This is a genomic window from Bacillus sp. PK3-067, assembly GCF_056738645.1.
Genome location: NZ_CP096490.1, coordinates 625,139 through 638,700 on the forward strand (window position 1 = coordinate 625,139; position 13,562 = coordinate 638,700).

Sequence of the window (13,562 nt, forward strand, 5' to 3'; positions counted from 1 at the left end):
GAAGAGTCGATTCTTAGGAATCGGCTCTTCCTCATTTTTGGAAGGAGAGAAGTCTTATGCAAAGAGTTGATGTCGTATATGCACTAATACATGACGAAGAAACAGATAAAATATTAATGGTACATAATGTAGAACAAAACGTTTGGTCATTGCCAGGTGGGGCTGTGGAAAAAGGTGAAATATTAGAGGAAGCACTAATAAGAGAAGTGAAAGAAGAGACAGGTTTAACTGCTACGTTAGGTGGACTTGTTGCGATCAATGAAAAATTCTTTGAAGAATCAGGGAATCATGCGCTATTTTTTACATTCCGAGCGAATGTAGAAAAAGGTGAACTTATTGCGGAAGATGAAGGTGAAATTTCTGCAGTAGAGTGGGTGGATCGAACAATTGCGAATGAGCGCTTCCCATACTATGACGGAGGATTTGAATATTTGTTAGAAGTAGCCATTCCATACAAGTTTCAACCAGAAACAAAGTAATTGAACGAAAAAACAGGAGCCACAAGGCTCCTATTTTCTATTCAATCGTCTTCAGTAATAATTTTTTCAGTAATGGTTTAATCTTCAGTCGTAAATCTTCAGCGTGATTTGCAACTAAGAAGTGATGGTTATAAATGTTTTTCATCAATTGATAAGTTGCTTCTTTCGCTTCGCCTTCTTCGATGAAGATACCGATTACTTCCATACCACTTTTACGCGCGAGCTTAACAGCTTCATGCGTATCTAAAATTCCGTCTTGTTGATAGTCTAGCGCAGAAGGCTCACCGTCTGTGAAGACTAGTAAGAATTTATGTTTCTCAGGTCTTTTGGCAAGCTTTTCAGAAACGATACGAATAATATATCCGTCGCGGTTATCTTCTTCTTCACGAAGTTGCATAATTTCTGGACCAACGTTTGGTAACGTTGAGTTTTTATAATTTACAACTTCATGGATAACGTTCGGCTTATCTTCAGGTTTAGCGCTAGAGGCATCTTCCCAAAATCCGCTAATAGCGTGCGGGATTTTTAAAGATTTTAAAGCTTCATGGAATAGTACAACACTCTTCTTCGTTTCTTCCATTTTGTTATACATAGAACCAGAACAGTCAACTAACAGTTGGAATGCAACGTCGAGCTCTTGTGATTCTTGCCCTTTTTTATAAAACATGCGAGGCTGCTTTTCAGTATAAATACGAAGGAATTTCTTACGAAGTCTTCCGTAATATTTATCACTATTTGCATTCGTTTTATTTTCAATCGTTTTTTCGATAATTTTCTTTAATTCTTTTACATCTTTATTAACGACTGATTTGATAGCTTGGTAATCCTTTTTCTCATCAGGATTTGGTTTACGTGCTTCTTTAAATGTATGAGAAGCGCCAGTGTTATATTTACCATATGCACCATCATTTTGACTAGAAGCGTGTGAAGCCCTTGCTTCTTCTGTACCAGCGCCATCAAAGTTGGATTGTGTACTTTTTTGAGAAGTACCTTGTACAGAACCAAGTGCTTGGTCGCCATCTTCTGATTCACGAGCAGTATCGCCCATCATGTTTGTTTTTGTTCCGCTTTCTAATTCAAAGCGTAAAAAGTTCTCGTTTTCGTTATTTTTATTTTCACGATGCCATGTGGAGAAACTTTCATCCATTTTGTTTTTATTTTCATCGTCATCTATAAGCTGCGTATCATCATTTGCTAAATCTTCGACGCGACAGTTCTTTTCGTCTGCAAGAACAGATAAATAAAGCGGTGCATGTCCGAAATAGTTGTTAAGCATATCACTTTCAAGAAGCTCCTCTAAGCGGTAGCGAATTTTCTCAACGATATACATAATATCTTCCGTATTACGAGCTTGGAATGTTTCATGCAAAATAGCTTCAATTTGTTCGAAATATTCATTATTAAACATTTCATATTTATCGCTCGTTAATGAAAGATAGCATAGGCAAAATAGACGATCACCGTGATAGTTACGAACGCGATTGATTTCATTTTGTGAGCTAAAGTAATTGCGATACATTTCTTTTCTTCTTTTAAAAACATGCTTCGTGCCAGGACGTAAGTTCTTTACAATTTCCTCAACGCGTAAATCTTCTAATAGAACAAATAATTGTGTTAAAAACTTTTTTAGGGGCGATTCTTGCAATTCAATCGCATAAGAACGAATTAAAGTCATGTCCGAGTAATGTTTATTACCAAGTGCTTTTAAGAACACTTCGCTTTTTAATCCGATTACTGTATCTTCTTCTTTTCGATCATCCCAAAAGTGACTAATGACAACTTTCTTTTCAATTTCGTCGTAGTATGCTTTATAGCCATATTCAAGATAGGCATCGTCTTCTTTTAGAAGGGCATACATTAAGTTTTCCATTTGTAGAAACAGCGACGCATCAATTTTTTTGTCACTAAAAATTTGTCTCATAAATTATCCCTCAAAGAAATAACTTTCTGCTAATTCACGGACAGTCATTTGTTCTGTTTCATCATTAAGTTTTGCAATTATGCTTCGTTCAATCGCTCGCATAACAGGAATATATACACCTAAATCACATGCGTCGATAATGCCACGAATACTTGCCGCTTCTTCACTTACACGTCCATCGCGAGCTAAAGGCATAAGGTCGCTTGCAAAGGCAACGAACTTTTCAATTGTTGCAACATCTTTTAATTTTGATTCTGCTAATAATAATTCTTTTAATGTATCACCTTGAATGTAAGGAACTTCAATAATAACAAAACGGTTTTTTAACGCTTCGTTTAGTTCACTTGTTCCAACGTAACCTTCGTTAATCGCAGCAATTACACGGTATTCGTCATCACCGTATACAACCTCTTGTGTAAATGGGTTTGTAATCATTTTACGGTAATCTAATGCGCCGTGAAGAAGTGGTAACGTTTCAGGTTTTGCCATATTGATTTCGTCAATATATAGGAAGTGACCGTTCTTCATTGCTTTCATAAGAGGACCGTTAACGAATGAAACTTCAGATGCACCATCTTTCGTTTGTAGTGTGTTGTATCCTAAAATACCCTCTACATCTAAGTCGACAGAGCAGTTAATGCTATGCATTGGTTTTTGGAATAAAGAAGAAAGAGTTTCCGCTAGTACTGTTTTACCACTACCAGTCGGTCCTTTTAATAGAATGTTCTTGCCAAGAAGAAGTGCTGTAATCGCATCTTCAATAATGCTATTATCAGACGCTTTATATATTTTCGTTCCGATTAAATGTGCGTTTTCACCAGCTTCTTGCTTATTCTTTTCATGAATCGTAGAAAGCTGTTGTTTTAAATCAGCATGTATATGAAATTGTTCTAACATGTATTTCCCACCTAACATTATTTTCATAAAGTAATACATCTTATGATAACTTGTTTTAATATGGTATGCAAAGAAAAGGAAGGAGGATAAAGGGAAAAGAAAAAGCAATCAAGATGAAGTTGATTGCCTACAGTAAAGGAGAAATGAGCCTCATGAAAGACTCCAATATGCGTTTTTTTATACTTCTTTTTTGGAAAGAGTTCCATTTAATTTCAGTTGAATGTTTAAAATCTTCTTCAAAATCACGTTTAATATCGTGAACTGTTTTTGATTCATAAAGTACACTAATAATTTCGTAATTCAATTCAAAGCTACGTACATCCATGTTCGCTGTTCCAATAGTTGCAATTGTATCATCAACGAGTACAATTTTTGCATGCATAAAACCATCTTTATAACTGTAAATAGAAGCACCAGCTTTTAAAAGCGGAGTGAAATAGGATTGAGATGCTTGATCACTAATGATGCTATCACTTTTACCTGGATATAAAATCCGTACATCTATTCCGGCAATTGCACTTAAGCGTAATAATGTTAAAGTTTCTTGATCTGGAATAAAGTAGGGTGTAGCGATCCAAATGGATTTTTTTGCAGAGCCCATAACAGCTAATAATGTATTACGAATACTTTTATCATCGGAGCTTGGTCCGCTTGCTACGATTTGAACAGCACCTTCTGCATTTGAAATCTCTTTACCTGGGAAGTATTGTCTATTCATGAATTGATCCCAGGAATAAGTATTTAAACCACTAGAGGCATAGAGCCAGTCTTCTAGAAAGATTGCTTGTAATTTATATAATGCTTTTCCTTCTATTTTTAAATGACTATCACGCCAAACAGGAAATTTCTTGGAACGGCCAAGATATTCATCACCGACATTGAGTCCTCCGGTAAAACCAATTTCGCCATCTACAATAACAATTTTTCGATGGTTACGATAATTGACAGTTTCAAGTAACCAAGCTGAAAAAATAGGGTCAAATTCTACAATTTCAATCCCAGCTTCTTTCATAGGTTGCAAAAATCGTCGTCTTAACGTATTACTTCCAAGGCCATCATAAAGGAAGCGTACAATAACACCATCTTTTGCTTTTTGTATTAAAGCATCTCGAACTTTTGTACCAATTTCATCAGATTTATAAATGTAGTATTGAATATGTATATGATGTTTTGCTTGCTCTATAGCTCGCAAAATTTCTGAAAATGTTTGATCTCCGTTTGTTAAAAGTTTTGTAGTTGTTTTATCTGCAGCAGGACCGCCTCCAAATTTTTGTATGACTTCTGTTAAATGTATGGAACGTTCATTTAGTGGGACTGTGAGTAATAACTCTAGTCTTCTTCCTTCTAATATTTCACGGAATAATTTTCTTTGTTCTTCTGAACGATGGAGATGTTTTTTTCTTCTCCAGCGGCTGCGCCCGAAAATAGCGTATAATAGCACACCTATAATAGGAAGAAGTGCTAATACTAAAAACCATGCTAATGTACTTTGTGGAGATCTATTTTCTATAAAAATAACGAATGAAATTCCTACGATTGTGATGGACCATAGAGCACCGACAAATGTATATAACGAGATATACGATGTATTTAATAGGAACAGAACGATAGATACAATTGTAAATATTAATAGTAATTGAACGATAGGCTTCTTCATTTCTATATAATTCCCCTAATCTTTTTTCAATATAGACTTCTTAAATAGAAGATGTAATATGACATCTTTATTATAAGGTGTTTTGCTTTTTTTACAAAATATAGACATTTCACCTATACTTTCCGCATTTGTCCTACATACAGTGTACTATCCCATTTTTTATCCCACTCTTAACGCATATGAAAATGAAAAAATCGAAAAGGAGCGGAGAAACATGAATTATATAGAAAATAATGGATTGTATTATCGAAATCATCATGGAGGACACAATCATGGTGGGCACAATCATAACGGTGGACATCATCACCATGGAGGACACAATCACTATGATCACCATCATCATCACGGAGGCGGATGGGGCTGGGGTGGTGGTAGTTCATGGGGAGGCGGATTTTTCCCTGGAAGCTTTGCAGGAGGAGTGTTAGGCGGACTAACAGCTGGTGCATTAACAGGTGCAACAAGTGGAGGGTATTATCCGGCTCCATATCCAGTAGCTTATCCGTCGCCATACCCTGTAACGTATCCAATGCCATACCCAGGTTATCAGCAAATACCATATTCGTATTAAACTAAAAAAGAGGCTATCCTCTTTTTTAGTTTAATACGGTATTTATTTATAAAATACTTCCAAAATTAAGGTGAAAATATGTTAATATTTTGTTATTGTAATTCAAAAACATATACATTGATGTAGAGTTTTATATTATTATTCGTGAATAGTTATGTAGTATGTTCTAATTTCTATTTCGTTATTAAAAACAAAGAGATCAGATGTGGGTGGTATTAGTTGGAAACAAGGCTTGCATAGAGCCACTTAAAGGGATTGCAGTATAATAAGGTACGAAATAATTAGGGAGATGAGAAGCTACTATTTATAATTAGAACGGTATAATATTGCTTTTTATTACAAATAATATTATGTTATTTTAATCGGTCTATTCAAAAAGATAATTTATGTAATGGGCTAGTATTAGAAAATGAAATATCTCTATTTCTATGAAGAGAAACAGGTTGTGTTTTAGTCAGATAGAAGCAAGGAGAGATGCGCATGCTAGAACAGAGAGGTCATGCATTATATGACTCTTCATTGCGAGATTTAAAGTTAGCATTAGATGAGTCTTCAATTGTTGCAATTACAGATCGAAAAGGTCTTATTACATATGTAAATGATAAATTTTGTGAAATCTCTAAATACAAAAGAGAAGAATTAATTGGAAAAGATCACCGTATTTTAAATTCAGGACATCATCCAAAAAACTTTTTTCAAGACTTATGGAAGCGTATTTTGAATGGGAAAGTATGGACAGGTGAGATTCGGAATCGAGCAAAAGATGGTACATATTATTGGGTCAAAACAACAATTGTTCCATTTTTAAATGAAAAAGGAGAGCCATACCAGTTTATCGCAATTCGAAATGATATTAGTAGTAGAAAAGAAGCGGAACATAGATTGCGGCTAAGTGAAAGTCGTTATAGGGAACTTGCCTATCATGATGCTTTAACGAGTTTGCCTAACCGTTTACAATTAATAACGACCGTTAACGAATTGATTGCAGATAAAAAAGAATTTGGTATGATTTACTTTGATTTGGACCGTTTTAAATTAGTAAATGATACATTAGGTCATATGATAGGGGATTTACTTTTAAGTGAAGTTGCTTCAAGGTTGCATTATGTACTAGGAGAGAAAGATGTTCTGGCTAGGCTAGGTGGCGACGAATTTGTGCTGTTAACAAAAAATCATAGACAAGATGATATGAGTCAGTTAGCGACATCTGTGTTGTCATGTTTTCAGGCACCATTTATGCTGGAAGGCCATGAAGTATACATTTCAGCTAGTCTAGGACTTTGTTCTTATCCACAAGACGGACAAGATGTGGAAACGTTATTGAAAAACTCTGACTTAGCTATGTATAGTGCAAAAGAACAGGGGAGAAACGCTGCGTGTTTCTTTACAGATGAGCTACGCGCGAAAATAAATCGTAGAATGAAAGTTGAGTTTGCTTTGCAAAAGGCAATTCGTGATGAAGAGTTAGATGTAGCATTGCAGCCTATTATTGATTTGAAAACGAAGAGATATTCTGGTATAGAAGCTCTAGTACGTTGTATGACAGAAGACGGACCTATTTCACCAAGCGAATTTATCCCTGTAGCTGAAGAGTCTGGACTTATTATAAAACTAGGAGACTGGGTATTAGAAAAATCATGTCGCTTGTTTAAAACATTGCCGAATTATCAAGAAGGACTAAAGTTATCTGTGAATTTATCTATACAACAATTAATGCAGAAACGTTTTATTTTATCAGTACGTAGCATTTTAAAGAGAACTGGTTTTCCTCCGAACCGTTTAATATTAGAAATAACGGAAAGTATTGCAGTTCGCCATTTTGATTATATTATTGCTACATTACAAGAATTAAGAAATATGGGTGTTTTAATTGCTTTGGATGATTTCGGAACTGGCTATTCTTCCTTATATTATTTAAAACAACTACCACTGGATATTGTAAAAATTGATCGTAATTTTATTCGTGAATTTCATTATGATCACGCACAACCAGAACGAACGATTGTAAAATCCGTTATTGAAATTGCTCATAGTTTAAATTTAGCAGTAGTTGCTGAAGGAGTAGAAACAGTAGAGCAAGAGAGTTTGTTACAATCAATGAGCTGTGATTATGTACAGGGATTTTATTATGCGAAACCTTTATCTGTAGGAGAGCTAAAAGAAAAGTTAATTACAGATTTTTAATAAAAAAGAGAAGCCAGCAGCTTCTCTTTATTTAATCCGTTTTTTGTGAGTCTTTCATTAGTACTGGATAAAGAATAAGACCTAATACGAACAATCCAATTCCTAAGAAGAACGTTTTTAAATCAGCAGTTCCCGTTTTGATAACCCAAATGGAGTATACCAACGCCAATGTAGTAATGATTCCATCTTTTACTCGAGATCCTGGCAGTATATCATACGTTTCTCCTGTAATAACTAATTTTAATTGGTACAAGGTAGAAACAAGGTATGGAATTAAATAGGCTAATGTTGCTACGACGATAGCGAAACTATACGCTTCTGAAACAGTACCAGAAATCGTTGAAAATAAGAAAATTTGCGTCATTACATTTGTAATCAATAATGATTTTGCAGGACTACCTTTTTTATTTGTTTTCCCGAAAAACTTAGGGAAAAGTCCATTTTTTGCTGCCTGGTAAGGTACCTCTGAACTAACAACAATCCAGCCAACTGTAGATCCAAATAAAGATATAAGAGCGAGTAAAGCCATTATATATGCACCTTTATTTCCAATTGCTAAATTTAATGCGTCTACTAATGGTTTTTGAGACTCTTTTAAAGCATCTTGCGGAAGAGCTCCCATTGTAAGTAAAGTAATTGACATGTAAATAAGAAGAGCGATAATTAATCCGAAAATCGTAGCTTTTTTTACATCGCGCTGTGATTTTGCACGATTAGAAAGCATAACTGCTGATTCAATACCGATAAATGCCCAGAGTGTTGCAATAGCAGCTGAATTGATTTGTCCACCTAATGAGATTGATTGTCCAGCTTCATTCATAAAGGTTTGACCGTCTCCGAAATTAGAGGCGTTGAAAATGAATAATGTAATTACAATAAACATTGTAAATCCAATAATTTTTGCAATGGTAGCAAGTAGATTCATGTTTCCAGCGCGATCAATATTTTGAGAAAGAATATATTGAATTCCCCACAGCATAAGGCTACATACGAGGAAAGTTAATCCTTTTCCGAGTTCCAGTGAAAATCCATTTATTGAAAAAAGAATTTGCTTACTTTGTAAAACTGGAAAGAATGTTGATAAATATCCAGCAAAGGAAATAATAACAGATGCTGTTGCAGCCCAGTTAGCAGCCCAATATCCCCATGCCATACTATATCCTGCAACTTTACCAGCTTTTTTTGAAGGAAACATCGCTTGAGCATAGCTTTGTGGTCCAGCTTTTAATTCTGGTTTCCGAATCGCTAAATTTCCAAATACAAGTGCAATCATAAATACGCCAAGGCCTGTAATACTCCATGCGAGTGTAGAACCCATTGGCCCTGATACTTGTGCTAAATTTGCCGGAAGCATAAATACGCCACCGCCAACCATATTCCCGATAACAAATGCTGTTAAAACCCATAATCCCCATTTTTTCGTTTCCATTTTTGTTAACTCCTTTGTAGTAAGTTTTGCTTAAACATCATTTTTTACTAGCTTTTTGACAATAAAAAAAGAGCCATGTAGATAAAAAAATACCTACATGGCTCTTTCGCCAAAGCGTAGGTACAACGGGAATAACCCTTGTACCTACGCGTAATTTTTCCGCTAGGTTTCAAGGGTTACGTATGATGATGATGTTTTTGTGCAAATGTAACTACAGTTGTTGTATAAGTAAGCATAGTTCTTTGCTCCCTTTCTCCTCTGATTTTGAAGTTAGTATACTACATGTTTTTTTGAATGAAAAGAAAAATATAAAAATTTTTATAAAAATACGTTTTAAAGATTAAATATTTACCTATATTTTTCTTGTACTGGAAAATAAGTGAGAGATTGGCAGAAGAGTGAAGCATGTTATAATACATATAGAATTAGAAGGTGACAAGGGGCTATTGTAGATGATGAGTAAGTATGAACAAATTTATACAGAAATCAGTAAATCTATTGATAATAAACAATTAAAAGAGGGATGCAAAATCCCATCAGAAACAGAATTAATGAAGCAGTATGAGGCAAGCCGAGGCACGGTAAGAAAAGCTGTAGATTTACTGCAAGAGCGTGGATATGTGCAAAAAATTCATGGAAAAGGTGTTTTTGTTTTAAAGCGAAAAAATATTGAATTTAATTTTGGCGGTATTGTAAGTTTCCAAGAAGAAAATGAACGTTTAGGACGTCATTGTATTACGGAAGTTGTGGAAATGGACAAAGAAAAAGCCACAAAAGACATTGCGAAATTATTAAATGTAAAAGAAAAAACAGAGATTGACCATATTAAACGTGTACGAAATATTGATGGAGAAAAAGTAATTTTAGATATAAATCATTTTGTATCTGAGTTTATTCCAGGATTAACGAAAGAAATTGCAACTGCATCGATTTATAAATACATCGAGAAAGAGCTTGGGCTACATATTAGTTATTCGCAGAGGGTAATAGAAGTACAGCCATGTACAGAGGATGACAGAAAGTATTTAGATTTAAATGGAACAGACTATGTTGTCGTTGTGAAAAACTTTACACATTTGTATGATGGAAGTCAGTTTGAATATACAGAATCACGCCACCGTTTAGATATTTTTCACTTTTCGGATGTGGCACGCAGGAAGTAAAGAGGTGGAACAAAATATTGTTTCATCTCTTTTTTTTATAAAAAAAACACAAACTCGTATATACGAGTGTTGACTAACTTATATATACGAGTTAATATGTAATTGTAAACGGTATCAAAAAAAGAAAAGAGGGACGGGAATATGGGGAAAGACTATCGTAAAACAGCAGAGGAAGTGTTGCAGTATATTGGTGGGAAAGACAATATTGAACAAGCTGCACATTGTGTGACGAGGCTCCGTATCGCTTTAAAAGATGAAAGTAAAATAGATAATGATAAATTACAGTCTGTTTCATTAGTGAAAGGAGCGTTTCATAACGCTGGTATATTTCAAGTTGTAATTGGTCCAGGGGATGTAGATCGTGTTTACGCTGAATTGATAACGCTTGCAGGTATGAAAGAATCGACTGTAGCGGACGTAAAAGACTCTGGAAATCAGAAGTTAAATCCAGCTCAAAAGTTTGTAAAAATATTTTCGGATGTATTTATGCCGATATTACCAGCGATCGTAACAGCTGGTTTACTAATGGGTATTAACAATCTATTAGGCGCAAAGGACTTATTTTTTGATGGGAAAAATTTATTAGATGTTTATCCGAACTTAGGCGGGCTTTGGGATTTAATTAATATGATGGCCAATACAGCATTCGTATTCTTACCAGCACTTGTCGGTTGGTCAGCAACGAAGCGTTTTGGTGGTAGTCCAATACTAGGGATTGTTATGGGATTAATGCTTGTGCACCCGGCCTTATTAAACGCTTGGGACTATGGAAAAGCAGCGACTGGTTTAGAGGGTCAAAAGATTGAGTACTTCAATATTTTAGGACTATTCCAAATTGAGAAGGTAGGATATCAAGGACAAATTTTACCTGTTTTAGTAGCAGCATTTGTATTAAGTAAAGTGGAAATTTTCTTAAAGAAACATGTACCAAATGCAATTCAATTATTAGTTGTACCAATTACAACAATCGTTGTGACAGGTGTGTTAGCACTAGGAATTATCGGTCCGGTTACACGTCATATTGGAGATTTATTAACAGTAGGATTAGTAGGTGTATATGAAACAGTACCAGTAGTTGGAGCAGTATTATTTGGAGCGTTATATGCACCGCTTGTAATTACAGGTATGCATCATATGTTTATTGCAATTGATTTACAATTGATTGCACAACATGGCGGGACATTTATTTGGCCGATGATCGCTCTTTCTAACATTGCGCAAGGTAGTGCGGCACTTGCGATGTTCTGGATTTCTAAAAATCAAAATGATAAAAGTATGGCATCAACATCAGCCATTTCAGCATACTTCGGTATTACAGAACCAGCGATGTTTGGGGTGAATTTACGAAATAAGTTCCCGTTCTATGCAGCGATTATAGGATCTGCTGTGGCAGCGATATTCATTACATTAAATGGTGTATTAGCGCCTGCTATCGGAATTGGCGGATTGCCAGCATTTATTTCTATCATTCCGAAATCGATTCCAATGTTTATTGTAGGAATGATTATTGCAGTTGTAATCCCGTTTACTTTAACATGGTTATTTGCAAAAAGAGTCAAACAGAAGTAGGAGGAAGTTAAACATGAAGGATTGGCATAAAAGTGTAGTCTATCAAATTTATCCGAAGAGCTTTAATAGTTATTACAATAGAGAAACCGGGGATATAAAAGGTGTTACAGAGAAACTAGATTATTTAAAAGAACTCGGAGTGGATTATATATGGTTAACACCGATATACCAATCACCACAAAATGATAATGGATATGATGTAAGTGATTACTACAGCATTGATCCATCTTACGGAACGATGGAAGAGTTTGAAGAACTTTTAGCAGAAGCGAAAGTACGTAACATTGAGATTATGCTTGATATTGTTGTAAATCATAGTTCGACTGAACATAAGTGGTTTAAAGAAGCGAAGGAAGATAAAAATAGTCCATATCGTAATTACTATATTTGGCGTGATGAAAAAAATAATTGGCAGTCTAAGTTTGGTGGATCTGCTTGGAAATATGATGAGAAGACGGAGCAATATTATTTACATTTATTTGATGAAACACAAGCTGATTTAAATTGGGAAAATGAAAAACTTCGTGAAGAAGTATATGATATGATGCGTTTTTGGCTGGATAAAGGAGTAACAGGATTCCGATTAGATGTCATTAACTTAATTTCAAAAGACCAATGTTTCTTAAACGATGAAGGTAGTACTGCGACAAGTGATGGACGCAAGTATTATACAGATGGTCCGCGTGTTCATGAATATTTACAAGAGATGAACCGAAATGTTTTTGCAGGAAAAGATGTAATTACAGTTGGAGAAATGTCATCTACGACAATTGATAATTGTATTAAATATTCAAACCCTGAGCGTAATGAATTAAGTATGACGTTTAGTTTCCATCATTTAAAAGTAGATTATCCGAATGGTGATAAGTGGACGAAGGCTGATTTTGATTTTATTAAATTAAAAGAGATTATGTCTAGCTGGCAAATTGAAATGCAAAAGGGCGGAGGATGGAATGCGTTATTTTGGTGTAATCATGACCAGCCTCGCATCGTGTCACGCTTTGGTGATGATGGAAAGTACCGAAACGAATCTGCAAAAATGTTAGCGACAGCCATGCACATGCTGCAAGGAACGCCTTATATTTATCAAGGGGAAGAAATCGGTATGACGAATCCTAAATTTGAGTCCATCGAGCAATATCGTGATGTGGAATCGTTAAATATATACGATATAAAGCTAAAAGAAGGGCTATCAAAAGAAGAGATTATCGGGATTTTAAAGCAAAAATCTCGTGACAACTCTCGCACTCCGATGCAGTGGAATGAAGAGATGAACAGTGGTTTTACAACAAGTACACCTTGGATTTCAGCGGCTGAAAACTTTAAAGAAATAAACGTAGAGAAGGCATTAGAAGATAAAGAGTCCGTATTTTATCATTATAAAAAGTTAATAGAACTTAGGAAAACGTATGATGTAATTACAGAAGGAGAATATGCTATTTTGGATAAAAATGATCCTAAGATTTGGGCATATACTCGTACTACAGAAAGTGAAGTGCTGCTTGTTATAAATAACTTCTATGGAGAAGAAATAACGTACTCTGTACCAGCGCACGTTCAATTAGATGGAATGAAACAAGAAATACTACTGTCGAATTATAAAGATGCTAGCAAGGATATTACAAAACTTAGCTTAAGACCATATGAATCAATTGTGTATCGATATACGAAATAAAAAGGTTGTATGCCCATGCG

At 35.0% G+C, this 13,562-nt stretch carries 10 protein-coding genes; 6 read left to right on the forward strand and 4 right to left on the reverse strand.

Translation table 11 applies throughout. The features are described from left to right. Window positions 1–56 precede the first annotated feature (56 nt). Window positions 57–479 (forward strand): NUDIX hydrolase, encoded by a 423-nt coding sequence (locus M1D73_RS03220; protein WP_001189941.1) that lies wholly within the window; start codon window positions 57–59, stop codon window positions 477–479. Window positions 480–516: 37 nt separating this feature from the next. Here the strand turns inward: M1D73_RS03220 and M1D73_RS03225 are convergent, their stop codons facing one another. From M1D73_RS03225 to M1D73_RS03235, 3 genes are all read right to left on the reverse strand, one after another. Next, complete coding sequence (locus tag M1D73_RS03225) at window positions 517–2,400, reverse strand: vWA domain-containing protein (RefSeq protein WP_086401964.1); 1,884 nt, start codon at window positions 2,398–2,400, stop codon at window positions 517–519. Between the two features lie 3 nt (window positions 2,401–2,403). Beyond that, the gene (locus tag M1D73_RS03230) at window positions 2,404–3,297 is read right to left on the reverse strand and encodes an ATP-binding protein (RefSeq protein WP_000892971.1); all 894 of its coding nucleotides are present in this window, start codon (window positions 3,295–3,297) and stop codon (window positions 2,404–2,406) included. A 127-nt stretch (window positions 3,298–3,424) separates the two neighbouring features. After that, window positions 3,425–4,954 (reverse strand): cardiolipin synthase, encoded by a 1,530-nt coding sequence (locus M1D73_RS03235; protein ID WP_000743030.1) that lies wholly within the window; start codon window positions 4,952–4,954, stop codon window positions 3,425–3,427. Between the two features lie 214 nt (window positions 4,955–5,168). Between M1D73_RS03235 and M1D73_RS03240 the strand changes: the two genes are divergently transcribed. Both M1D73_RS03240 and M1D73_RS03245 read left to right on the forward strand, forming a co-directional pair. Then, a complete protein-coding gene (locus tag M1D73_RS03240) occupies window positions 5,169–5,522 on the forward strand; it encodes a hypothetical protein (protein ID WP_001106379.1) in 354 nt (117 codons plus the stop codon). 480 nt (window positions 5,523–6,002) lie between these two features. Then, window positions 6,003–7,706, forward strand: coding sequence for a putative bifunctional diguanylate cyclase/phosphodiesterase (locus tag M1D73_RS03245; protein WP_063225515.1), 1,704 nt, complete (start codon window positions 6,003–6,005; stop codon window positions 7,704–7,706). Between the two features lie 31 nt (window positions 7,707–7,737). Here the strand turns inward: M1D73_RS03245 and M1D73_RS03250 are convergent, their stop codons facing one another. Continuing rightward, window positions 7,738–9,135 carry an amino acid permease gene (locus tag M1D73_RS03250; RefSeq protein WP_000448441.1) on the reverse strand — a complete coding sequence of 466 codons (1,398 nt, stop codon included), beginning with the start codon at window positions 9,133–9,135 and terminating at the stop codon, window positions 7,738–7,740. Window positions 9,136–9,587: 452 nt separating this feature from the next. Between M1D73_RS03250 and treR the strand changes: the two genes are divergently transcribed. From treR to treC, 3 genes are all read left to right on the forward strand, one after another. Continuing rightward, entirely contained in the window at window positions 9,588–10,298 is a 711-nt protein-coding gene (treR, locus tag M1D73_RS03255) for a trehalose operon repressor (RefSeq protein WP_000987240.1), read from the forward strand. Window positions 10,299–10,439: 141 nt separating this feature from the next. Further along, window positions 10,440–11,867, forward strand: coding sequence for a PTS system trehalose-specific EIIBC component (treP, locus tag M1D73_RS03260; RefSeq protein ID WP_000513942.1), 1,428 nt, complete (start codon window positions 10,440–10,442; stop codon window positions 11,865–11,867). Window positions 11,868–11,880: 13 nt separating this feature from the next. Continuing rightward, window positions 11,881–13,542 carry an alpha,alpha-phosphotrehalase gene (treC, locus tag M1D73_RS03265; RefSeq protein WP_000656141.1) on the forward strand — a complete coding sequence of 554 codons (1,662 nt, stop codon included), beginning with the start codon at window positions 11,881–11,883 and terminating at the stop codon, window positions 13,540–13,542. Window positions 13,543–13,562: the final 20 nt, after the last annotated feature.

What these genes read in the sequence shown, in the direction of transcription:
- M1D73_RS03245 (WP_063225515.1), top strand. Translation starts at nt 6,003, where the DNA reads ATGCTAGAACAGAGAGGTCATGCATTATATGACTCTTCATTGCGAGAT.
- M1D73_RS03235 (WP_000743030.1), bottom strand. Translation starts at nt 4,954, where the DNA reads ATGAAGAAGCCTATCGTTCAATTACTATTAATATTTACAATTGTATCT.
- treP (WP_000513942.1), top strand. Translation starts at nt 10,440, where the DNA reads ATGGGGAAAGACTATCGTAAAACAGCAGAGGAAGTGTTGCAGTATATT.
- M1D73_RS03250 (WP_000448441.1), bottom strand. Translation starts at nt 9,135, where the DNA reads ATGGAAACGAAAAAATGGGGATTATGGGTTTTAACAGCATTTGTTATC.
- M1D73_RS03225 (WP_086401964.1), bottom strand. Translation starts at nt 2,400, where the DNA reads ATGAGACAAATTTTTAGTGACAAAAAAATTGATGCGTCGCTGTTTCTA.
- M1D73_RS03230 (WP_000892971.1), bottom strand. Translation starts at nt 3,297, where the DNA reads ATGTTAGAACAATTTCATATACATGCTGATTTAAAACAACAGCTTTCT.
- treC (WP_000656141.1), top strand. Translation starts at nt 11,881, where the DNA reads ATGAAGGATTGGCATAAAAGTGTAGTCTATCAAATTTATCCGAAGAGC.
- M1D73_RS03220 (WP_001189941.1), top strand. Translation starts at nt 57, where the DNA reads ATGCAAAGAGTTGATGTCGTATATGCACTAATACATGACGAAGAAACA.
- M1D73_RS03240 (WP_001106379.1), top strand. Translation starts at nt 5,169, where the DNA reads ATGAATTATATAGAAAATAATGGATTGTATTATCGAAATCATCATGGA.
- treR (WP_000987240.1), top strand. Translation starts at nt 9,588, where the DNA reads ATGATGAGTAAGTATGAACAAATTTATACAGAAATCAGTAAATCTATT.